The 22,119-nt window shown below is 59.8% G+C and carries 23 protein-coding genes; 13 read left to right on the plus strand and 10 right to left on the minus strand.

The window, feature by feature from the left end; all coding sequences use genetic code 11:
• Positions 1-14: 14 nt before the first annotated feature.
• Both ACZ25R_RS02020 and ACZ25R_RS02025 read right to left on the minus strand, forming a co-directional pair.
• Positions 15-1,376: a sensor histidine kinase gene (locus ACZ25R_RS02020; protein WP_472459869.1), complete on the minus strand. Its 1,362-nt coding sequence runs from the start codon at positions 1,374-1,376 to the stop codon at positions 15-17.
• Positions 1,373-2,047, minus strand: coding sequence for a response regulator transcription factor (locus ACZ25R_RS02025; protein WP_223615845.1), 675 nt, complete (start codon positions 2,045-2,047; stop codon positions 1,373-1,375). The genes ACZ25R_RS02020 and ACZ25R_RS02025 overlap by 4 nt, the downstream gene beginning before the upstream one ends.
• A gap of 267 nt (positions 2,048-2,314) precedes the next feature.
• Here ACZ25R_RS02025 and ACZ25R_RS02030 point away from each other — a divergent pair, with 267 nt between their 5' ends.
• Positions 2,315-2,914, plus strand: coding sequence for a class I SAM-dependent methyltransferase (locus ACZ25R_RS02030; RefSeq protein ID WP_463012844.1), 600 nt, complete (start codon positions 2,315-2,317; stop codon positions 2,912-2,914).
• A complete protein-coding gene (locus ACZ25R_RS02035; protein ID WP_472459870.1) occupies positions 2,907-3,545 on the plus strand; it encodes a DedA family protein in 639 nt (212 codons plus the stop codon). The genes ACZ25R_RS02030 and ACZ25R_RS02035 overlap by 8 nt, the downstream gene beginning before the upstream one ends.
• A gap of 47 nt (positions 3,546-3,592) precedes the next feature.
• Here the strand turns inward: ACZ25R_RS02035 and ACZ25R_RS02040 are convergent, their stop codons facing one another.
• Both ACZ25R_RS02040 and ACZ25R_RS02045 read right to left on the minus strand, forming a co-directional pair.
• Positions 3,593-4,381: a COG4705 family protein gene (locus ACZ25R_RS02040; protein ID WP_288194375.1), complete on the minus strand. Its 789-nt coding sequence runs from the start codon at positions 4,379-4,381 to the stop codon at positions 3,593-3,595.
• A 33-nt stretch (positions 4,382-4,414) separates the two neighbouring features.
• The gene (locus ACZ25R_RS02045; protein WP_223615849.1) at positions 4,415-4,675 is read right to left on the minus strand and encodes a hypothetical protein; all 261 of its coding nucleotides are present in this window, start codon (positions 4,673-4,675) and stop codon (positions 4,415-4,417) included.
• A gap of 457 nt (positions 4,676-5,132) precedes the next feature.
• On the opposite strand from ACZ25R_RS02045, the gene ACZ25R_RS02050 reads away from it, so the two are divergent.
• From ACZ25R_RS02050 to ACZ25R_RS02065, 4 genes are read left to right on the plus strand one after another with little or no spacing between them, the layout of a single operon-like run.
• Positions 5,133-5,810 carry a winged helix-turn-helix domain-containing protein gene (locus ACZ25R_RS02050; RefSeq protein WP_223615850.1) on the plus strand — a complete coding sequence of 226 codons (678 nt, stop codon included), beginning with the start codon at positions 5,133-5,135 and terminating at the stop codon, positions 5,808-5,810.
• Positions 5,797-7,245 (plus strand): HAMP domain-containing sensor histidine kinase, encoded by a 1,449-nt coding sequence (locus tag ACZ25R_RS02055; protein WP_472459871.1) that lies wholly within the window; start codon positions 5,797-5,799, stop codon positions 7,243-7,245. Before ACZ25R_RS02050 ends, ACZ25R_RS02055 begins: the two co-directional genes overlap by 14 nt.
• Positions 7,242-7,841, plus strand: coding sequence for a tyrosine-protein phosphatase (locus ACZ25R_RS02060; protein WP_472459872.1), 600 nt, complete (start codon positions 7,242-7,244; stop codon positions 7,839-7,841). Before ACZ25R_RS02055 ends, ACZ25R_RS02060 begins: the two co-directional genes overlap by 4 nt.
• A gap of 24 nt (positions 7,842-7,865) precedes the next feature.
• On the plus strand, positions 7,866-8,651 hold the full coding sequence (locus ACZ25R_RS02065; protein WP_464664602.1) for an undecaprenyl-diphosphate phosphatase: 786 nt from the start codon (positions 7,866-7,868) through the stop codon (positions 8,649-8,651).
• Here the strand turns inward: ACZ25R_RS02065 and ACZ25R_RS02070 are convergent.
• The gene (locus ACZ25R_RS02070; RefSeq protein WP_472459873.1) at positions 8,637-9,545 is read right to left on the minus strand and encodes a MurR/RpiR family transcriptional regulator; all 909 of its coding nucleotides are present in this window, start codon (positions 9,543-9,545) and stop codon (positions 8,637-8,639) included. The two genes, ACZ25R_RS02065 and ACZ25R_RS02070, sit on opposite strands and share 15 nt — an antisense overlap.
• Before the next feature lie 79 nt (positions 9,546-9,624).
• Between ACZ25R_RS02070 and ACZ25R_RS02075 the strand changes: the two genes are divergently transcribed.
• Both ACZ25R_RS02075 and ACZ25R_RS02080 read left to right on the plus strand, forming a co-directional pair.
• The gene (locus ACZ25R_RS02075; RefSeq protein WP_464664600.1) at positions 9,625-10,380 is read left to right on the plus strand and encodes a COG4280 domain-containing protein; all 756 of its coding nucleotides are present in this window, start codon (positions 9,625-9,627) and stop codon (positions 10,378-10,380) included.
• Positions 10,377-10,598 (plus strand): hypothetical protein, encoded by a 222-nt coding sequence (locus ACZ25R_RS02080; protein ID WP_346305888.1) that lies wholly within the window; start codon positions 10,377-10,379, stop codon positions 10,596-10,598. Before ACZ25R_RS02075 ends, ACZ25R_RS02080 begins: the two co-directional genes overlap by 4 nt.
• Positions 10,599-10,645: 47 nt before the next feature.
• Here the strand turns inward: ACZ25R_RS02080 and ACZ25R_RS02085 are convergent, their stop codons facing one another.
• The 3 genes from ACZ25R_RS02085 to ACZ25R_RS02095 form a co-directional block, all read right to left on the minus strand.
• Positions 10,646-11,485, minus strand: coding sequence for a bifunctional allantoicase/(S)-ureidoglycine aminohydrolase (locus tag ACZ25R_RS02085; protein ID WP_464664599.1), 840 nt, complete (start codon positions 11,483-11,485; stop codon positions 10,646-10,648).
• A gap of 237 nt (positions 11,486-11,722) precedes the next feature.
• Positions 11,723-12,529: an inositol monophosphatase family protein gene (locus tag ACZ25R_RS02090; RefSeq protein WP_472459874.1), complete on the minus strand. Its 807-nt coding sequence runs from the start codon at positions 12,527-12,529 to the stop codon at positions 11,723-11,725.
• Positions 12,530-12,537: 8 nt separating this feature from the next.
• Positions 12,538-13,365, minus strand: coding sequence for an IclR family transcriptional regulator (locus ACZ25R_RS02095; protein ID WP_472459875.1), 828 nt, complete (start codon positions 13,363-13,365; stop codon positions 12,538-12,540).
• Between the two features lie 129 nt (positions 13,366-13,494).
• On the opposite strand from ACZ25R_RS02095, the gene ACZ25R_RS02100 reads away from it, so the two are divergent.
• From ACZ25R_RS02100 to ACZ25R_RS02120, 5 genes are all read left to right on the plus strand, one after another.
• Positions 13,495-14,247, plus strand: a complete 753-nt coding sequence (locus tag ACZ25R_RS02100) for an MBL fold metallo-hydrolase (RefSeq protein ID WP_472459876.1) — start codon at positions 13,495-13,497, stop codon at positions 14,245-14,247.
• 11 nt (positions 14,248-14,258) lie between these two features.
• Positions 14,259-15,092 (plus strand): ABC transporter permease, encoded by an 834-nt coding sequence (locus tag ACZ25R_RS02105; protein ID WP_472459877.1) that lies wholly within the window; start codon positions 14,259-14,261, stop codon positions 15,090-15,092.
• Positions 15,089-15,901: an ABC transporter permease gene (locus tag ACZ25R_RS02110; RefSeq protein ID WP_472459878.1), complete on the plus strand. Its 813-nt coding sequence runs from the start codon at positions 15,089-15,091 to the stop codon at positions 15,899-15,901. Before ACZ25R_RS02105 ends, ACZ25R_RS02110 begins: the two co-directional genes overlap by 4 nt.
• A 71-nt stretch (positions 15,902-15,972) precedes the next feature.
• On the plus strand, positions 15,973-17,010 hold the full coding sequence (locus tag ACZ25R_RS02115) for an ABC transporter substrate-binding protein (protein WP_472459879.1): 1,038 nt from the start codon (positions 15,973-15,975) through the stop codon (positions 17,008-17,010).
• 476 nt (positions 17,011-17,486) lie between these two features.
• Positions 17,487-18,965, plus strand: a complete 1,479-nt coding sequence (locus ACZ25R_RS02120) for an MDR family MFS transporter (RefSeq protein ID WP_472459880.1) — start codon at positions 17,487-17,489, stop codon at positions 18,963-18,965.
• Between the two features lie 5 nt (positions 18,966-18,970).
• On the opposite strand, the gene ptsP is transcribed toward ACZ25R_RS02120, so the two are convergent.
• On the minus strand, positions 18,971-21,445 hold the full coding sequence (gene ptsP, locus ACZ25R_RS02125) for a phosphoenolpyruvate--protein phosphotransferase (RefSeq protein WP_472459881.1): 2,475 nt from the start codon (positions 21,443-21,445) through the stop codon (positions 18,971-18,973).
• Positions 21,442-22,071, minus strand: a complete 630-nt coding sequence (gene dhaL / locus ACZ25R_RS02130; RefSeq protein WP_472459882.1) for a dihydroxyacetone kinase subunit DhaL — start codon at positions 22,069-22,071, stop codon at positions 21,442-21,444. The genes ptsP and dhaL overlap by 4 nt, the downstream gene beginning before the upstream one ends.
• Positions 22,072-22,119 lie beyond the last annotated feature (48 nt).

A 22,119-nucleotide genomic window follows, 5' to 3' on the forward strand; every position in this document is an offset into this window, starting at 1 on the left:
TTGACCTTCCGGGATCAAGCCGCCGTGCTGGCAAAGCGCATCGTGAAGCAGGCGCCCTTGAGGGGGCCATTGCCGATCTCGATGGCTCCGTTGTGAAGCTGCATGATCTCCTTGACCAGGTTCAGGCCCAGGCCCGTTCCGGAACTCTGCGGCTGCAGGCGGTTGAAAGGCTCGAAAACCTCTTCACGCTTCTCCCGCGAAATCCCTGCGCCTTCGTCCGCCACGACAATGGCTTTCGTTTGCAGCACCTTGACCAGAATGGTGCCTGATCCGCCACCGTGATCGATCGCGTTCTGAACCAGATTGGTAAGAGCCCGCTCGATCGACATCGGATCGCCATCCACGACGACTTCACCGGCGTCGGGTTCGAACGACATTTCATACCCCGCTGCAAAAGCCAGTGGCGCCAGATCGAGCACGACGCGTCCGGCAACACCCACCAGATCGACCGGCGCGAAAGCCACGGGTGCATGATTGAGCCGCTGCAGGTCGAGGAGTTGCCCGCTCAGGATGGCCAGCCTTGATATGTCCTGCAGCAGCTGGGTCTTCTCGGCACTTGCGGGCAATGCCGCAACGCGCGTGTTGAGGATCGCAATGGGCGTTCGAAGTTCATGCGCCGCCTGCGCCAGAAAGCGTTCATGCAGGGCATACCCCTTGTCCAGCCGGCTCAAGGCATCATTGACCGCATTGACGAGAGGACCGAGCTCCTCGGGCACTTCAGCCGTCGACAAACGCATGCCGCGCTTGTCGTAGGCGATTTGAGCGGCTTCATCGGCAGCCCTTTTGACCCCCTTCAATGCAAACCGCACGACCAGCGGGGTTATGGCGAGGCTGGCCACTGCCATTGCCAGGAAGAGAGGGATGATGACCGTCATCATCCCACCGGAGACGCCGGCGATCATGCGCTTGAATGACATGCGCCCCTGCGTTCCCGTGAATATCTGCACGTTGCCGGCGGCGGTGTCCTGCCATTTGACGACGGCATCGGGCCGTTTTGGACGCCCCGGTTCATCGGCCAGACGCGCATCCGCCAGATGATCGAGCATGGCGCCTGTCGGTGCGAATTCAGGAGGAATCTTTCCCTGCGACAGTTCATTTCCCGATTTGTCGCGGATGATGAACCAGAGATCGGTGACATCCCCGCGCAATTGCACCATATCGGGCGTATCCAGCAGAACCAGTTGACCCGCTTCATTCCGGGACAGGGCATCTTTCAGGACATCGAGATTGCCGCCCTCATAGTCCTCGATCAGATAGCCGGAACTCCACAGGCCGCCGACAATGGCAACCAGCAGCGACAGGATGATCGCAGCTTCGAAAAGCAGCAGGCGACTGACGAGCCGCCATTTCAGCGACCGCGAACTCCACAATTTCATGCGGTCTCCCGCAGGAGATAGCCAAGACCGCGGACACCGTTGATGGTAACGCCTGCACCGGCATCGGTGAGTTTGCGGCGGACCCGCGAAATATGCGTATCGAGCGCGTTCGAATCGATCTCGTCATTCATGCCGAAGACTGCCTCCATCAGCGTGGCGCGCTGCACCATGCGCCCCATGCGCCGCATCAAGGCTTCAAGCACAAGCACCTCCCGCCTTGGCATGTCGATGCGTTCGCCCTTGACCCAGGCCTCGCGGTGCCCGAAATCAAACGCCAGCTGGCCGATCTTCGCCACCTCCGGCACGAGGCTCGACGGCCGGCGCAGCAAGGCGCGGACCCGTGCCAGAAGCTCTTCATAGGCAAACGGCTTGCCAAGGTAGTCATCGGCGCCGCTCTGCAACCCGGCAACACGGTCGTTGAGATCGCCGCGCGCCGTCAGGACCAGAACCGGAATGTTCTGCCCGTTTGCCCGCAGGCGCGGGACCAGCGACAGTCCGTCACCATCGGGCAACTGACGGTCGAGAACGAGTACGTCGTGCACATTGTCTCTCAGCATGAATTCCGCGGCAGCAATGGTGGAGACACTATCGACGATCATATTCTGACGGGTCAGGACGTTGCACAGGGCGGCAACCATCTCCTTCTCGTCCTCAACCAGCAACACCCGCATTCCAGTCCCCCATAAGCCTGTCCGCCAACAAGATGACACAAGATAGCGTGCGTACATTGAGGCTGGCTTGCATCGGAAGTCGCTTTTTCCGGAGCAACGCCAAATGTGTTCACAAGCCCGGACATGACACGCTGCCTCAATGTAGAAGCTGCAACCGTTTCCCCGTCAACGACAATTCACGCGAGGAAACAATGAAATCAATTCGACGTCGCCGGTCATCGTACCGTCTGGCATGCCGCAACACCCTTTGCGCAAAAGGATCGCATCATGCCGATTGCTGATCTTCTCCCGTTTTTTCGCTCCTGGATACGCAATCCGCTGCGCACCGCCGCCATACTCCCGTCGGGAAACAGGATCTCCGCCCTGATGACCAAAGAAATCGATGCGGATATGGGTCCAGTTCTTGAGCTGGGCCCGGGAACCGGGCCGTTCACCCGTTCGCTGCTCCAAAGAGGCATACCGGAGGCAAGACTGACGCTGGTGGAGTACAGCACCGAATTCGCCCGGTTTCTAGGAAAAAGGTTTCCGCATGCGCGTATTCTGCGCATGGATGCCGCCAGGATCGGCGATTTCAACCTGTTCGAGCCCGGCACGGTCGGTGCGGTTGTCAGCGGGCTGGGTGTTCTGACGATGCCGCCGCGCCAGGTGAAGGGAATTCTCAGCGGCGCCTTCCGCTATCTTCGCCCGGATGGCGCATTTTACCAGATCACCTATGGTCCGCGCTGTCCTGTCCCGCAATACATTCTGGATCATCTGCAGCTGGAGGAAAGCTTTGTCGGCAAGACGATGCGCAATATTCCCCCGGCATCGGTTTACCGGATCAAACGCCGCGCCGCAGCCGTGGAACCGGACAGCGCCAATGGATGAGCTCGGCGCCGTTTCGTGGCTTCTGGGCTACGGATTCATCGGCCTCACAGGTCTGGCCGTCGTGGAAAAATTCATTCCGCTGTTTCCGTCCTATGTCCTGCTCATGCTGCTGGGGATGACGGTCGCGGATCCGCAGAACCTGATTGCCACGATCGCAGCAACCACGTTGGGATCGACCATCGGTGCCTGCTGCTGGTTTGGTATCGGCCGGACATTGGGGGGTGAACGCGTGGCCCGCAAGGTCAGCCAGTATGGCAGGTTCGTGTTTCTGTCCCCCCAACTCTATGACCGCCTGACCAATGCCTACCGGCGCAATCATTTCTGGGTCACTGTGACGGGGCAAACCATCCCGACAGCGCGTGTCTATCTCGCGCTTCCCGCCGGTATACTGGGATTGGATTTCAAGATCTTTGGCGCCGCAACATTGCTTGGGAGCATGCTTTGGAACGCGCCTTTCCTCTGTCTGGGATATGCCTTGCGAACGTCCGACTATGACCCGTTTCAAGCCGCGTTCTGGGCAGCCGTTGGTCTTGTCGGGGTGGAGATGTCAATCCTTGCCATCGTTACGATCTGCAAACGCCGCATGTCCGGCAGTCCTTCCCGGCAGAGGCTTCCAGTGAAGCAGGAATAGCGATCCACTGGAAGCCTTGGTCAGGTCTGCGGGTGCGGAATGGGGCGCTAGGCGGCCTGGCTGGCGGCCTTGCGGTTTCCGCTGCGGAACATCACGGTCATGTAGACAACGATGGCGATGATGCACCCCAGGAAGATCAGGCTCGTGATGATCGTTCCAAAACCCAGGCCGCCATATTCCATGGGCTGCGAGAGAAAATCACCGAACGATGCGCCCAGCGGACGGGTGAAGATGTAGGCCAGCCAAAACGCCACCACCGCATTGAGGTGAAAGACAAAGTAGCCAACAGCAACGAGTGCAATGATTGCCCCGAATATCAGCCCGGTGGCGGCAAACCCCAAGCCGAATTTTTCCGCGACCAGATCGCCCGCCGCAGTCCCCAGAGCGAACGTAAACAGGATCGCGAGCCAATAGAACGCTTCCCGCCGCGTTGTGAAAATCGAATGGATCGAGAGCGTCTTTTCATAGGCATACCAGACCGCAAACGTGGCGATCAGCGCCAGCGTGAAAACAATCGTGGTCACCTCCAGCGGAACATGGAAATTATCGACGAGATTGTCCGTAACGAGCGTGCCGACAATGCTGATGAGAACCACGGCCGTCCAATAGACCCAGGGAACATATTGACGCTGGCGGAACTGGAGGGCCAGCGCCAGGATCAGGACGGTGCTCATGATCAGGGAAGTGGCGGACAGGCCAAGACCCAGATTCACCGCCAGATAGTCGGCCGCGGTTTCTCCCATGGTTACAGCCATCAGTTTGATCAGCCAAAAATCGACTTTGACCTCGGGAACGCGGTTGAGCGCCCCATACGTTTCTTGCCTGGTGACATCCATTGTCAGGGTTCCTTCCGGTCGGTGAAAATCGGTTTATTTGCCTAGCAATTTCAAAGCTTGAGCAAAGAATTCGTCAGCACGCTTGTCGTCGTCCGCGTTGCATCGTTCGACGCCCTTGGCTTCAAGCTGGTCCACCTGCGCCTTGTCGGCTTCGTTCAGCTTCGCCGTGGCCTTGGCAGCACGGACATCCTTCAACATGTCTTCGCAAGGCGCGGGCCCGGCGGCAAAGCTTTGCGAGGTGACAAGATTGGTCGAGAGCACAAGCAGGCACAAAGGGAGGGCATATTTCTTCATCGTGAAAACTCCATTGAATGATCGGCGGGGAAAAGGGCTGGCAAACCGAACGCAACACATGCCGGTTTGCTGCGCGTAATTGGGTTGGTAAGTGGCGATGCGGCGGTTCCCTCAGGAGGGAACGGTCAGGAACGAGAGCAGCAGGGCCGCCAACAGCACGGCCCCGATAAACAGGGTGGGGTATTTCGCGAGATATCGATCCATTGGGGTCTCTCCAGCATGGTTTGGTCGTTGCCGGAGAGTTTGAACGGCCATTCTTACGGGCACTTCGCCCCGTCCTTACCATTTCGTAAGCGCAGGCATGCGCCGGTTTCTTACCAAACTGTAAGGTGCCGGAAAGGTGGGCGTGACGAGAAACCTGTACGCCCCATGGCAGAGGGCACGAATCCAGATCAAGGCATCATGTGCATTTGGTTTATGCTACAGTCGATCAACACGGACGAATTCGGGACGGGACATGCGCATACTGATCATCGAGGATGACCGGCAGACTTCGGACTACATTGCCAAAGGTTTTACCGAAGCCGGACACATCGCCGAGGTGATTTCAGATGGCAGAAGCGCGCTTTCCCATGCAGCCGGCACGGAATACGATATTCTCATTGTCGACAGGATGCTTCCGGGTCTTGATGGCCTCTCCATCGTCAAGGCGCTGCGCGTGGCCGGCGTGAAGACGCCGGTTCTGTTTCTCACATCGGTCGGCGGACTGGATGACCGCGTCGAGGGATTGGAAGCGGGCGGCGACGATTATCTGGTCAAGCCATTCGCCTTTTCGGAACTGTCCGCCCGCGTCAACGCACTGCACCGGCGACCGCCTTTTCAAAGCGAGAGCAACACCGTCGCGGTCGCGGATCTGGAAGTTGATCTCATGCGCCGAACCGTGAAGCGCGGCGGCACGATCATCGATTTGCAGCCGCGGGAATTCAGACTGCTGGAAGTCCTCATCCGCAATGAAGGCCGGGTCTTGACCCGCACCATGCTGCTCGAGCGCGTCTGGGATTTCCACTTTGACCCGAAGACCAGCGTTGTCGAGACGCATATCAGCCGTCTCAGGGCAAAGATCGACAAGCCGTTTTCGTTTCCTCTGCTGCACACCATCCGAAACACCGGCTACAGCCTGCATGCGCCGCATTGACCTTCTCAAAAGCACGCCGTTCCGGCTGGCCATCATCTTTGCCACGCTCTTCATCATGTCGTTTGTCGTGGCGGGCTTCATCACGTTTCAACTGCTCAAACGGGAGCTTGCCGACCATCTGGACCAGACCATCCAGGATACCTATGCGATACTGACCGCCTCCTATGGAGAGGGCGATGCCTCTGAACTGTCCGAGACGGTTACCAGCCATGTCCTGTCTTCTTCGGGCCTCGGCCGCGTTTTCCTGTTGTCTTCAAGAGACGGGCACCGCCTGGCAGGCAACATAGAGAAGGCGGATGTGCCTTCCGGCTGGTCGACGGTCGAGGGTGGGCAACTGGGCTTGCCCAATGATGAACCCTATCGCGTCTATTCCGGCCAGGTGGACAAGCAGCCGCTGACTGTCGGAATGAGCTTTCGGGAAAACGAAGAATTTCTGCGGATTGTCTTCATCAGTTTTGCCTGGGCCAGCGTCATGGTTTTGATCCTTGCCGCTGCGGGCGGTGTTTTTCTGGCGTCGCGTGTGCAGAAGCGCCTGGAAACGGTTGCATCGACCATGCGCAAGGTCGGCTCCGGCAAGCTCGACGTGCGCATTCCGCTGGTCGGGAACGGCGACGATATCGACCGCCTTTCGGAGCAGGTCAACCAGGCCCTTGGCCGGGTAAGTTCGCTGGTGGAAGGCATGCGCCAGGTCAGCACCGACATCGCCCACGATCTCAAGACACCCCTCAACAGACTGTCCCTGACCATCAGCCAGGCCATCGACAGGGCGGGCCGGGGATCGTCGATTGTCGCCGATCTCAAGCGGGCGCAGGACGAAAGCCATCACATCAACGCGACATTTGATGCCCTCCTGCGCATCGCGCAGATCGAGGCCGGATCGCGGCGGTCACGGTTTTCCAAGATCGACCTGCGGGAATGCCTTGAAACGATCATGGAGGTCTACGCCGATGTTGCCGATGATCGAAAACAGCAATTGCGGCTATCGCTCGAACCGGATGTTGCATTTACGATGACGGGCGACCGCGAGCTGCTTATTCAGCTCTTCGCCAATCTGGTTGAGAATTCGATACGCCACAGCCCGGAGGGGGCGAAAATCTGGATCAACGCAACCCGTTCGAACGCCGCGATCAATGTCGACGTTGCCGATAATGGCCCGGGAATCCCTGTTGAAGAACGCGACAAGGTCTTCCAACGGCTTTACCGTCTCGATAAAAGCCGGACGACACCCGGCACGGGGCTGGGTTTGAGTCTGGTCAAGGCTATTCTCGACCTCCACCAGGCGAGTATTGCTTTGCAAGACAATGCTCCGGGGCTGCGAGTAAAATTGTCATTCCCGGTTGTTCCGCCTTACAACCGCCCTGATCTGGCTGCGACTACGGCCCGCGCGAAACAATCATTCATGTCAAACCCATCTGCGGAGAACAACGGCCAATGAAGCAGCACACGCATTCGGCTCGTCGCGGCAGTTGGCGAAAACTTCTCAAGGGCAGCGGCGCGGTGCTGCTTGTCGCAGTGCTGAGCGCCGGCGGCTATTACGGCACCATGCGGTGGCAGGGCAATTTCCATACAACCATCCCCGGCGAACTTTACAGGTCGGCCCAGCCGACACCGTCACAGATCGCGTTCTACAAGAAGACCTATGGCATCAAGACGATCATCAATCTGCGCGGCGAAAATACCGGCACGGGCTGGTATGACAAGGAAGTGCTCGCCGCCAGGGATCTTGGGGTCAAGCATGTCGACTTCCGCATGTCGTCGCGGGAAATCCTCTCGCAGGATGACGCCGCAGCTTTGCTCGCCGTGATGAAGCAGGCCGAAAAGCCGGTGCTGATCCATTGCGAAGGCGGGGCCGACCGGACCGGGCTGGCCGCGGCCCTTTACATCGCGGCAATCTCGCACGGTGGCGAAGAACATGCGGAATCGCAGTTTTCTCCGCTGTTCGGTCATTTCTCGGTTTGGGGCAACCCTGCCTATGCGATGGACATCACGTTCGAAAAACTCGAACCTTGGCTTGGCTTCCCCGATTCGTAACCCTCTCATCTCTAGGCACGCACAATGGATATTCTCAATTCGGTCATCCTGGGAATTATTGAAGGCATCACGGAGTTCCTCCCGATTTCCAGCACCGGCCATCTTCTGATCGCCGAGCATTGGCTGGGACAAAGATCGGATCTGTTCAATATCGTCATTCAGGCCGGTGCCATACTGGCAGTGACCATCGTGTACTGGCGGCGGATATGGTCCCTCGCATTCGGGCTCCATCTGCCGGAAAACCGCACCTATGTCGGCAAGCTGCTTCTGGCATTTCTGATAACCGCCGCTTTGGGGCTCATCGCCAAGAAGCTGGGCTTCCGATTGCCGGACACCCTGCAGCCGGTCGCGTGGGCGCTGATCATTGGCGGCCTGTGGATGCTGGTGGCCGAATGGCTTGCGGCAAAACAGCCGGACCGGACCGAAGTGACCTGGCTGGTGGCCATTCTCGTCGGTATCGCACAGATCGTGGCCGGCATATTCCCCGGCACCTCCCGGTCAGCCGCCACCATTTTCATTGCCATGCTGGCCGGAACCAGTAACCGCGCAGCGGCAACCGAGTTTGCATTTCTCGTGGGCATCCCGACGATGTATGCAGCCAGCGCCTATGAATTGTACGGCCAGTGGAAAACCGGTGGCGGCAATGAGGACTGGGGCGCCTTGGGCATAGCGTTCGTCGTATCGACCATCACCGCATTCATCGCGGTCAAATGGCTGCTCAACTATATACGTTCAAACCGCTTCACGGCTTTCGCGATCTACCGCATTCTCTTCGGGCTTGTCCTGCTCGGTGTCTCAGTGCTTGCCTGATCTGCCGCCTTTGTGGAGACGATGCATAAGCCTGACATCGTCTCCGGCCAGCTCCGAACGCAACAGATTGAGAAGTTCAAGCTTTTCAATCACCGCCTTGGGCTGGAAGGTGGCAAGGCCGACGATGATCGCCTCGATGAATGCCAGCGTCGCCGTGTGCATGCTGAAGGCATCGGTCTTTCCGCGGGGGATCGTGAGCGTCATATCAACTCTTGGGCCCAGCTGGCTTTCCAGCGTATCCGTCACCAGTATTTTTCCGGCATTCACGCGGTCCGCATGATCGACGAGCACGTCGAGTTCCGAATAGACCCGCCCATAGGCCATGATGAAAAGCAAATCGCCCTTCTCCATCGGCAGGAGCTGATCCGCCAGCAGAAGACCGGTCGCCGTCACTGGCCGCGCCCTCAAGCCAAACCGCGTCAGCTGGGTCGCGAAGTAAACGGCAAGCGCGCTGGTGGGGCCGATGCCGAAAATGACGATCTCGCGCGCCCCGGCCAGCCTTGTCACTAGCGCAACGTAGTCATCCACCGGCACATTCTCGCTGATTGCTTCGATAGCCTGGATGTGAGCCCTTTGCGTGTCTTCAAACGCCTTCTTCAGATCTCCCCCGGTTTCCCTGATGGTCTGGGTGATCCGCTCTGCCGGGTTGTCCTGTGTCTTCAAATCATCGGCAATGGCGCGGCGCAGGGCATCAAGCCCGTCGAAACCGAGAGCCTTGGCCGTGCGGATGACGGTCGCGTCACTGGTACCCAGAGTCCTGGCAAGTTCCATCGCGGACATGACCAGCACCTGATGCCTGTTCGCGGCGAAATAGGTTGCGACCCGCCGCTCCGTCTGACTCAGCGGAAGAGAGCCGTCATGGACCGGCAGAAAGATGGAACGTGCTCCGGACAACGTGTTCTCCATTGACATTTGTCGTATTTACTACATTATCACGTGCAATGTAGTAAATACAACCAAGCGACTCATCATCATGGACAGTATCTCGTGGAGCATAGCGGGACCAGCAATCGGCGCGGCCTTCCTGGCCTCCGTTGTCGAGGTCGTCGAGGCGTTCACCATCGTTTTGGCGGTCGGTGTCCTCCGGGGCTGGCGCCCCGCCATCGCGGGCACCCTTGCGGGCCTGGCGGTCCTTGCAATCATCGTCGCCGGACTGGGACCGCTGCTCGATCAGGTTCCGCTGCACGGCCTGCAACTGGTCATCGGCGTTCTGCTCCTGCTGTTCGGCATGGGCTGGCTGCGCAAGGCCATCCTCCGGTCGGCGGGCATTGTTCCCCTGCACGACGAGCTTGCCGCATTTCAGGCGGAAAAAGCCAATCTCGACAAGGAGGCACAGACGCATGGCACCTCCCTTGATTGGATCGCCGGTATAACGGCATTCAAGGCCATTCTCCTCGAGGGGCTTGAAGTCGTGTTCATCGTGATCGCCGTTGGCTCCGGTCGCGGCCTCGTCGGCCCGGCTGCGCTTGGGGCACTGGCCGCGTGCGTGCTCGTGTTGCTGGTGGGCGCCGTTGTCCACAAGCCCCTATCGCGCGTTCCGGAAAACACAATGAAGTTCGGCGTCGGGATCATGCTGTCCTCCTTCGGCGTGTTCTGGACCGGAGAAGGCCTGGGTATCGCCTGGCCGGGACAGGACCTGACATTGCTGCTTTTCGCCGCCCTCTTCCTGCTGACGGGAATCGCGATGTCCTATATCCTAAGCGCAAAACGGCAGGAGATTTCCCGATGAATATTCTGAAGGAAGTGTTTGCGGAACTCTACAAGATGTTCCTCGGCGATGCCAAGCTGACGGCGGCCACCTGTGCCGTGGTGGCGGCGACCGCGGCCATCATCAGATGGGTGCCTGCCGTGAATACGGCCATCGTCGGATATCTGTTTCTGGCGGGATGCCTGGCGACGCTGATTATCGTCACGACCGCAGCCGCGGTCCGTTCACGCCGGCCATAACCGGACACGCCTGCGGGTGTCCGGCTGCTGCTCCATTCGCCTGTGCGTCAGCGCTGCCTGGGATGCAGCGTTAGTTTCATGTGGCGGTTGACATCCTTGTAGAGCAGGTAGCGGAAAGGCTGCGGGCCACCGGCATAGCAGGCCTGCGGGCAGAATGCGCGCAGCCACATGAAGTCGCCGGCTTCGACCTCGACCCAATCCTGATTGAGACGATAGACGGCCTTGCCTTCCAGCACATAGAGGCCATGTTCCATGACGTGCGTCTCGGCAAACGGGATAACGGCGCCCGGCAGCAGCGTGACAATGGTCACGTGCATGTCGTGCCGCACATCGGCCGGATCGACGAAACGCGTGGTCGCCCATCTGCCATCCGTGTCCGGCATGACCGATGGCGCAATGTCGTTTTCATTGAGCACAAGCGGCGTGGGCAGGTCGATGCCATCGACGGCCTCGTAGGATTTGCGTATCCAGTGAAAACGCACGAACGCATCTGTTGTATTCACAACGGACCAATCGGTTGCCGGCGGGATAAACGCATATCCGCCCGGCTGCATGGTGTGGGTCTTGCCGGCAAGCGTCAGCTGCAGTTCGCCCTCGACGATGAACAGCACCCCTTCCGCGTCCGGGTCCAGCTCCGGGCGTGCGCTGCCGCCGCCGGGTGCGACTTCCATGATGTATTGCGAGAACGTTTCCGCAAAGCCGGACAATGGTCGTGCCAGAACCCAGCACCGGGTCTTGTCCCAGAACGGCAGAACACTGGTGACGATATCCTGCATCACCCCCTTCGGCAGGACGGCATAGGCCTCGGTGAATACGGCACGGCCCGTCAGCAGCTGGCTTTGCGAGGGATGTCCGCCTTGGGGTGCATAATAGGTGTTTCGGGACATAGGAGACTCCTCAGCTTGTCCAATAATGTTTGAGCGCCAGATGCGCAATTCCGCGGGCCAGTGTTACCCGCTCCTATGAACCATCTTGCAAATGAAGCAAACTCCCAATCCCTAGCAGAATCCCATTGAAATCACATGGGTTGATCAGCGCCGCTCACGCGGCGATTCCTCCCATAGTAAATCAACCGGATGCGCAGCATTTTCAAAATGATATTGAAGATGTTTTGACGATTTCGTCTACGACATTTTGTCCAAGCGGCCGCTGGCGCCATTCATGGCTTCCCCCAACGGCCCAACGAGCCCGTATGTACAGGCACGGACCGGCAGCCCCTTCTGCCCATTGCCTTCAAGGGGAAACGGATCGGCGTACCCGCCGGCTTCTTCGACAAGCAGCAAACCGGCAAGCACATCCCAGGCAAAGAGATGCGCCTCGACATAGCCGTCAATGCGCCCTGCGGCGACCTGAGCCAGGCCGCGCGCCGCTGAACCGAATTGCACGCACTCGCAACCCGCATCGAGCAGACGCGCCATCAAGGCCAGATATTCGCTCGACGGTGTCCTTCTGGAATAGCCCGCTTCAACCGCCGCCCGCCCCATCGTCGCGGTTGTGCTCACCCGCATGCGCTCACCATTGCAGAACGCCCCATGCCCGCGGCGCGCAACAAACAATTCCTCAGCCACGGGATCAAACACCACGCCGATCCGCGTATCGCCATTGAGGCTGAAAGCAATTGAGATGGCAAAGCCGGCGATACCACGGGCAAAATTTCCCGTGCCGTCGATGGGATCGACAACCCACACCTGCGCGCTGATGTCTCCTCCGGACTCCTCGGTCAGAATGCCGTCATCCGGAAATCGGCTTTGGATCGCATTGCGGATGAGAGCATCGACCGCGTGATCCGCTGCGGTGACCAGGTCCTGCGGCCCCTTCTCGATGATGCCGAGACCGTCAGACCTGCGGAAGTGGCGCATGGCGACCGCACCCGCCTGCTGCGCCAGTGAAACCGCGAAATCGTAACGCGCGGAAAGCGCGGCATCGCTCATGGAAACATTCATGGTTTTGCTGTGCCTGCCCTTGATTTCATGCGCCAGGCCGTGGCGGACGGCAGGCCGCCCAGTGCCGCGGCAATGCGGTCGGCATGTTCGATCAGCGATCGCGCCATCGCCGGTACCGCAGCATCCGGCAGCAGCTGTTTCAAAGTCGTCACGCTGATCGCCCCCACGGCAGTGCCATCATGTCCGAAGACACCGGCAGCGACACAGACCACACCTTCGTGATCTTCCTCGTCATCGATCGCATAATGCCGCTCGGTCACGAGATCGAGCGCAGCGCTCAATGCCGGTATCGAGCTGAGCGTCTTGGCGGTGCGCGCGGGGTATCCGACACGCTCCAGAATGGTTACCGCATCTTCGCGCGCCATGGCCGCCAGAAAGATTTTGCCGACTGCCGAACAATGCGGCCGTTCGCGCCGGCCAAGCGCCGCTTCGAATCGAATGGCATCGGGGGCGTCGGCCCTGCCGATCACCACGGCTGCGTCCTCGTCCCAGATGGCAACGCGCGAGGTGATGCCTATCGACTGCGTCAACTGGCGCAGCACCGGCATTGCAACGTCGGCGATCCCCGTTCCGCTGATAGCGAGATCCCCCAGGCGCACCAGGGCAAGGCCGAGCAGGTAGCGCCGCGTCATTCCCTCACCCACATCCGTCACGATGCCGCGTGCCTTCAGCGTCAGCAGAATGGCATAGGCCGCCGCTTTCGTGATGCCGACATCCCGCGCAAGGTCAGTCAGACGCGCCCCCTCCCGCCCCGAACCCGCGATCTTGTCGACGATATCGAGCGCTCGTCCCACGCTCTGTACCCGGTAGAGATCTTCAGCCATTGCGCACAATTCCTCCTACCTGTCATTAAACAGACACGTGTTAATAGTAAACACTGTTTCGTAATAAAAAACAAATCCTATCCAAGCAATCTCTTCGTGCCAAGGACAGGATGCTACCAGGAATGAATCATGCACGTGACAGTACTCGGAGCAGGCACCGTCCTTCCCTGCGCCAACCGCAGCCCATCCGGCTACCTCGTTGATATCGCCGAAGAGCGGCTGTTGTTTGATATGGGTGCGGGAACGCTGGCGCGCCTGCATTCGGCAGGGTTCAGCTACCGCGACCTCGACAAGGTTTTTATCTCCCACCTGCATTCCGACCATGTGCTCGATCTCATCGCCTTGCTGCAGGCTTTCAATGCCACACCCGGATGGACCCGCACGACACCCCTCACCCTCATGGGCTGCAAGGGTTTGAGCGATTTCGTTGCCGGCGTCATGAACCTGTTCGACGGTACGGTGCCGGAAAACTACGAACTGAATATCGTCGAATTGACTGCCGGCCGGCATGATTTTCCCGGCTTCGTCATCGAAACAGCACTGACCGGCCATACGGACAACAGCCTGGCATTCCGGCTTGAAGCCAATGGCCGGGTCTTTGTTTATTCCGGCGATGCAATCGAAAGCGCCGCTCTTGCCGGACTGGCCCGCAAGGCAGACCTTTTCGCCTGCGAGTGCTCCTTCCCCACAGGTTTTGTCACGGCGGATCATCTCACGGCCGATGGCGTTGGCCGCCTCGCAGCGTCTGCCGGGGTAAAACGCGTACTGCTGACGCATCTCTATCCGGATACGGATGACGACGAGGTGGCGCGGCAGGTCTGTTCCCTGTTTGACGGCGACGTCATCGTGGCGTGTGACGGCACGGTGGTGGTGCTTCCGTGAAGAGGATTGGGTTGGGAAAGCTCAACCGCACCTGGTTGGGCCTTCTGCCACTGCTGGCATTCGTCAGCGCCTTCGAAATCCTGCCGGTCCTCATGCTGGTGAAGTCGAGTTTGAGCGGGCCGGACGGCTTGCTGCTGGGCAATTTTGCGCGGGCATTGACGCCATCCATCGCCACAGCCTTCGCCAACAGCCTGCAATTGTCTTTCGCAACGGCCCTGGGCGGGACTCTTTTGGGGACGATCGTCGCCTATGCCATTGCCACATCCTCCAACGCCACCGTCCGGCTGTCGCTGACCGCCCTTGCCAATGTCACGGCAAATTTCGGCGGTGCCCCGCTTGCCTTTGCCTTTGTCATCACGCTTGGCTCAACCGGCTTCATCACGATCCTCCTGGGCTATGCCGGTATCGACCTCTATCCCGGTTTCCGGATTTATTCGATCGGCGGCCTGGGTATCGCATACCTCTATTTCCAGCTGCCGCTGGCCATTTTGCTCGTCATCCCCGCGCTGAAGGGGCTGCGGCGGGAGTGGCGGGAAGCAGCGGAATGCCTCGGCGCTTCCGGCCTGCAATATTGGACCGGCATCGGACTGCCCGTTCTCGCGCCGGCAATGCTGGCAAGTTTTTTCCTGTTGTTCGCCAATGCCTTCGGCGCCTATGCGACCGCGTGGACCCTCACCGGTTCCGACGTCAATATCATCCCTGTGCAGATCGCCGCCCTCGTGCGCGGCGAGGTGAAGCTTGACCCGGCACTGGCTGATGCGCTTGCGGTTCTTTCGCTGCTTGTCATGGGAAGCTGCCTCGTTGCCTATCAGCATTTCATGCGCCGCATGAGGCATACCGCATGACCATGAAATCACTCACATGGCGGGCGCCGGTCATCGGTTCCTTCATCGCGTTCATGATCGTCCCGGTCATCGCAACGGCGCTGTTTTCCGTCGCAACCCGCTGGGACCGGACCCTGTGGCCGGAAGGACTGACGCTGAACTGGTGGATCAAGGTTTCATCGCGCTCGGCGTTCCTCGATACGCTGATGAATTCGCTCTGGCTATCCGCATTGTCAGTCTTCGTTTCGCTAATCCTTGTGGTGCCAGCGGCCTATCTGGTCCATGCGCGCATGCCGCGGGCCAAGCCATGGCTGGAATTCCTGTCGCTCGTGCCCTTTTCCCTATCGGGGGTGGTGCTGGCGCTTGCTCTCATCCGCCTCTATTCAAAGCTGCCGCTCCCCCTCATCAACACGCCCAATCTTCTGATCGCGGCCTATGTCATCATCACGCTGCCGTTCATGTACCGCGCGGTGATGAATGCCCTTGAAAGCGTGGATACGAACAGGCTTTCAGAGGCGGCCCAAAGCCTTGGTGCCAACCCCGCACAGGTTTTGCTGCGGGTTATCGTGCCCAACATCGCACCTGGCATTGTCAACGGCAGCCTGCTGGTCTTTTCCACGGCCTTCGCCGAGTTCGTCCTTGCCAATCTGCTGACCGGCACGCGCTTCAAGACCTTTCCGATCTATCTCGTCGAGTTCACGCGTTCCGATGCCCGGCAGGCAAGCGCCCTTGCCTTCATGAGCTTTGCATTCGCCTGGCTCATTTCACTTGCCATCCTGTGGAGTGCAACGCTGGTTCGCCAGAACGCGAGAGCCGATACCCCGCACTGAACGCAAACACCGATATGCACGCCGCAAGCGGGAGCGGTGTGTATCGAACAAACCCGCCTCTGGAGAAAACCATGACCAAGAAACTCGTTACCATGATCATCGGCGCTGCCGTCTTCAGCGCCCAGCTTCTGCCGGCGATGGCCGACGACAAGCTCGCCGCCGCCAGGAAGGAAGGCCAATATGTCAGCTATGGCATGTCGGACGACTGGGTCAATCTCGGTACCATCTTCGCCAATATTGAAAGCAAATACGCGCTCAAACATGTCGATACCGACATGACATCGGCGGAACAGATAACGCACCTTCTCGCCGAGAAGGATGCACCGGTCATGGATATTGCCGATATCGGCTACGATTTCACCGCGCGTCTGCTGGAGAACGGCCTGGCTGCCAGCTACAAGAATACCTCGTGGGACAGCATAAAGCCGCAATACAAGGACCCTGAAGGCCGTTGGGCCGCATCCTATTGGGGCGCCATCGCTTTCCTCGTCAACACGGACAAGGTGAAGGAGCTGCCGCAGACCTGGAATGACCTGCTCAAGCCGCAATACAAGGACATGGTCTGCAGCCGCGATCCGCGCATCTCGACCTACGCAACAGCCTCCGTCCTTGCCGCAGCCTATGCCAATGGCGGCAGCGAGGCCAATGTGCAGCCCGGCCTCGACTGGTTCAAAACACTGCGCGACAGTGGCAACCTGCGCAACGGCGTTGTCCTGAATGTCGGCTCCGTGCAAAAGGGCGAATGCCCGATTTCCCTGGTCTATGATTTTGACGGCTTTGCCAAGCGCGATGCGACCGGCTTGCCGCTCAAGGTCATCATTCCCACCGACGGTACCGTTGGAATGCTGTTCGCCCAGTACATCAGTTCGGTCGCACCGCACCCGAACGCGGCAAAGGTTGCCGTCGACTATCTGTTCTCCGATGAAGGACAGCTGCTCCTCGCCCAGGGCTATGCCCATCCGACCCGGGACATCGCGCTGCCAGACGACGTGAAGACGAAAATGCTGCCGGCCAGCGCCTATGAGAAAGTGCGTTTTCCAACCAATTTGACCAGCTTCTCCGGCGCGATCAAGGCGGTTGCCGATGGTTGGGATAAACTCGCAAAATAGTTGCTTCCAGCACAGAAGCGAACCGTGCGCTTACATTGGTAAGCGCACGAATTCATTATTTAATTTATCATGAAAATACGGCATCTATTTAATATATCGCTATAATTTTCATTTCATTGACGACATTAAATTCCTAAAGCCGTACTTGAAGACATACATATCCGCCGGAGGCGCGAAGCGGTCGGCTCCGGAATGTGATATCAAATATTTATGTCTGTCAGAATTCGTTCTATTGCATTATGGGCAATCAAATGAGAATGCTTGTTCCCATGAGTCGCGTTTGAGTCCGCAAGGAATTTGTTCCGATGCCTCGTTCAATGCTGAGCCTCGCTTTGCCGATGTACATTTCAAAATAATCCATCGCACCCGTCGAAATCTCCCGTGGTGGTTCGTCATCACCGATGAGACGCATCAAGCGCTTCTGTTGCCGGACAAACCGGGCCTACCCAGATTCCATATCAAATCAAGGCAGCTCCATGACCCATGATACACCGACCTATGCCGATGGGACGTCGTCTGCGTCTCCCGTGCAAGACCATAGCGCCCGCAACAGGCTTGTCATTGCCCTGCTCCTGGTGTCGGCATTTGTCGTCATTCTCAATGAAACCATCATGGGCGTGGCGCTGCCGCACTTGATGGCGGATCTGAAAATCACGGCAAGTGCTGCCCAGTGGCTGACCACGGCGTTCATGCTGACCATGGCCGTGGTGATTCCGATCACCGGCTTTCTGCTGCAGCGGCTGCATACGCGGCAGGTGTTCATTCTGGCCATGTCGCTGTTCAGCACCGGCACATTGGTATGCGCGCTGGCACCGGGTTTCCCGGAGCTGGTCGTCGGACGGATCGTCCAGGCGTCCGGCACCGCGGTGATGATGCCATTGCTCATGACCACGATCATGAATCTCGTGCCGCCGGAAACGCGCGGCAAGACCATGGGCAACATCTCCATTGTCATTTCCGTGGCCCCGGCCATCGGACCGACCATTTCCGGGCTGATCCTTTCCGCGCTCGACTGGCGCTGGCTGTTTCTGCTGGTCCTGCCGATCTCGCTGCTGGCGCTGGCTCTCGGCACCCTGCGCATGCGCAATGTAACGGTTCCGATCAAGGCGCCGATCGATATCCTCTCCATCATTCTCTCGGCCATCGGTTTCGGCAGTTTCGTTTACGGCCTCAGCGGTTTGGGTGAAGCCGCCATCCATACCCCGGCCGTATCGCCCTGGTTCCCGCTTGTGCTGGGAGCGGTGGTGATCGCGGTTTTCGTCCTGCGCCAGCTGCAGTTGCAAAAGCAGGAGCGGGCCCTGCTCGACCTGCGCACATTGACGATACGGACATTCGCGATATCGACCGCGATGATGGCGATCCTGATGATGTCGATGTTCGGCGTTTTCATCCTGCTGCCGCTTTATCTGCAGAACGTCCTCGGGCTTTCCACGCTGGAGACGGGATTGCTGATGTTGCCGGGCGGCCTGATCATGGGTCTTTGCGCGCCCACTGTCGGCAGCCTCTTCGACAAGTACGGACCGAAGCCGCTGATCATCCCCGGCGCCATCGTCTTGAGCCTGGTGCTGTGGGGTCTCGTCTTCGTGCAGCAGGACACGCCCTTCTGGGTCCTTTTGATCGCGCATATTGTGCTGAGCATCGGCCTCGCGCTCATGTTCACGCCCCTGTTCACGGTCAGCCTCGGTTCATTGCCGCCACAGCTTTATTCTCACGGCAGCGCCATGATCGGCACCACCCAGCAGGTGGCCGGCGCGGCGGGAACGGCGCTGTTTGTCGCCATCATGACCTTGCGTTCGGCGAGCCTCGCTGCGGGCGGGGCCGATATTCTGACCGCCACCACCGGCGGCATCAAAATCGCTTTTCTCTGCGGGGCGATTATCTCGCTGGGTGCCGTTGTCGCAGCGTTCTTCATCCGGAAACCTGAAACGAGCCAGGCTTCAGGCGGGCATCACTGAACGGTTCAAGCCCGTTTCGTCGAACGCTGATCGCCGGGTGCACCGTCCGAAAGGGTTTTCCGCACATCAGCCGCTGAAGCAGCATCCTGCCAGCGGTCCCGCAGATCCCGCAGGTTTACCTCTGTTCCGAGCAATCGCTTTGCCACACGCGGCAGGGATGCCGCCCCCATGCTGAGCTTGGTCACGCCGGACGCGACAAGAAGAAGGGCTGCATCGGGATCGCCTGCGGCTTCACCACAGACGGAAGCCGGAATATTGGTCACTCCCGCCGCGTCGACAACATCGCGGATGAGGGAAAGCACGGCCGGATGGGCGGCGTCGGCAAAGGTGCCAAGCCGTGGATTGCCCCGCTCCGCCGCAAGGGTGTACTGGGTCAGATCGTTGGTGCCGATGGAAAAGAAATCCGCCGCATGCGCAAACTGTTTCGCCGTCAGCGCGGCAGCCGGCACCTCAACCATGATGCCGAGATCAATCGGCCAGCGATGATCGATTTTTGCAGCATCGAGTGCCGCGTGTGCCTCGTCCAGGGCCCGGCGCGCCGCGTGCAGTTCATCGACCTGCGTCACCATGGGCAGCATGATCCGCACATCGTGCCCGGCGGCAGCGCGCAGGATCGCACGCAGCTGCGTCTGGAAGATTGCCGGTTCCGCGAGGGAAAGACGCAGGCCACGCACACCAAGGAACGGGTTGGCTTCTTCAGGCATGTTCATATAGGGAACAGGCTTGTCCCCTCCGGCGTCCAGCGTGCGCACGACAATCGGCTTGCCCGCGAATACATCGAAGATCGCTTTGAGTTCGCGCATCTGCTCGATTTCACCGGGGGCCTCCTGCCGGTCGAGGAACATCATTTCGGTGCGCAGCAGGCCGATGCCCAAGGCACCAGCTTTCACTGCAGCCTTGGCATCGCCAACGCCGACAACATTGGCCCACAGCTCAATTCGGCGCCCGTCCCGCATTTCGATGCTGCCGTCAATCAGGGGGGAGCCGGAAGCATCCAGCTTTTCTTCATCACGCGCTTTGAGGAAAGGCGCGCTCTGCTCCGGCGTCGGATCGAACAGAACAGCACCAGTGGCGCCATCGAATGCAACGGTTGCCGCATCCGCCGGAACAAGTCCTCCGGCATTGGCGATGGCTGGAATACCGGCCCCGCGCAACAGGATTGCCGCATGCGATGTCGCGCCGCCGCGCCGCTCGATCACGCCGAGGACCTGAGCGGGATCGAGAACAAGGGCTACGGACGGCGGCAACTCGTCTGCAAGCAGGATGGCTGGCGGCCCGGCCGGCAGTTCAAACGCCGCACGGCCGAGCAACGCCGCGATGATTGTATCGCGCAGATCGAGCAGATCGGCTTCGCGCGCACGCAGATAGGCATCCTCAAGGCTGCGATATGCCAGTGCCGCCTTGTCAAAAACCGCTGAAACCGCCGCGGTTGCATTCAATTTTTCATCGGTGATTTTGGTCCGGGCAGCGGGAATGAGTCCCGGCTCAGCCAGAAGTCCGATTTGAACGGCCGCAATATCTCCCGCCATGCCATGCGTCTTGCCCAGGGTTTCGCCGACGGAGGCAATGACGGCATCCAGACGAGCAATTTCGGCCAGCGGATCGGCAATGGATGCGTTCGACACCTCGAGCACGGGGCGCTTGAGAACAGTCAGCGGTCCAACGGCGATTCCCGGAGAAACGGGGGTCGCATTGCCTTTCGCAACGACCTGTGCCGGTGCTGCTGCAGGGTCGGCCTTGCCGGCCAGGCTCCGGATCAGGTCGCGCATGGCGGATACGGCCTCTTGTGCATCCGCACCGCTCGCCGTGATGATGAGGCGATCGCCTTGCCGCACGCCAAGCGTCATGAGGTCGATCATGCTGACCGCCGAAGCGGCTGATTTGTTGCCTTCCGCCCGGGCAATGCCGATCTGCGATTTGAATTTTGCAGCCAGTGCCGCAACCTGCGCGGCGGGGCGCGCATGCAGACCATGCGGATCCGGAATGACCGCCTCCGCCGTGGCATCGGGCGCGCCGGTATCTGCCGGTGCGGCCTCCGGCGCGGACGACACCTCACCGCCCAGCTGCTCGATCTTGGGCCGCAGCGCCTGCACCGCCTGACGTTCAACCTCCGCGCGCGGCAGGCCCTGCCCCGCCGCCACCGCAGCCGCGATGGCACCTTCGACAAACGGCGCCGCCGATAAAATCACACGCGTGCGCTGGTCGCCCTCGGTCAGGTCCAGCGCCATCTCCGCCGACAGAAGTGCGCTGCCGAGATCCATGAGCACGAGACAGCCCGCCGGATGGTCCGCCTCGGTCAGGGCTTCGAGAATACGCATGGCGTCGGTGCCGATCTCGTCACCATTGTCCCCCATCCCGGCGGCGCAGATGATCGTGACCGTATCCCCGGTCATCTGCCGCGCCAGCGCGGCGACCCCCTCGGCAAGCATGCGGGAATGCGAAACGAGGATGAGCGCGACGTGATCAGACGCGCCGCTCATGCTGCGGCAACATCAGCGAGTGTCTTGAGCAGGTAATGGGTGGACGTCGCGCCGGGATCCTGATGCCCCACGCTGCGGTCTCCGAGATAACTCGCTCGGCCCTTGTGTGCCACGAGCGGAATGGTTGCCTTCATGCCGGTTTCGGCCGCCGCCGCGCTCAGGGCCAGCGCTTCGGCGAGCGGCTTGCCGGCGGCCTGCTTCAGCGCATCGGCGGCAGGAGACAGCGCATCGATCATGGTCTTGTCGCCCAGCGCCGCCTTGCCGCGCTGCACGATGCCAGCAAGGGCGGCTTCCAGGCAGGCCGTCCAGTCGGCAAGGGTGAGATCAGCCTTGCCCGTCGCCTTCACCGCAGCGCTGAGAAAAAATGTCGAATAGAGCGGACCGCTGGCGCCGCCCACGGTCGAGAGCAATGTCATCGCCGCCGTCTTGAAGACAGCAGCGGCATCCGGGAATGACTGATCCGCCAGTTTGGCTTTGACCGCGAGGAAGCCGCGGGCCATGTTCTCGCCGTGATCGCTATCGCCAATCGGCGCATCGAGTTCCGTCAGATAGGCCTTTTCACGCTCGTAGACATCGGCAGCACGGTTGATCCACGTGACAAGCGTTGCGACGGACAGCACATCCATTTGAGTATCTCCCGGATAGATTTTGACAGCAATGGTCCCACCCCGCGA

It is taken from the genome of Phyllobacterium sp. RCAM01083 (assembly GCF_055685835.1).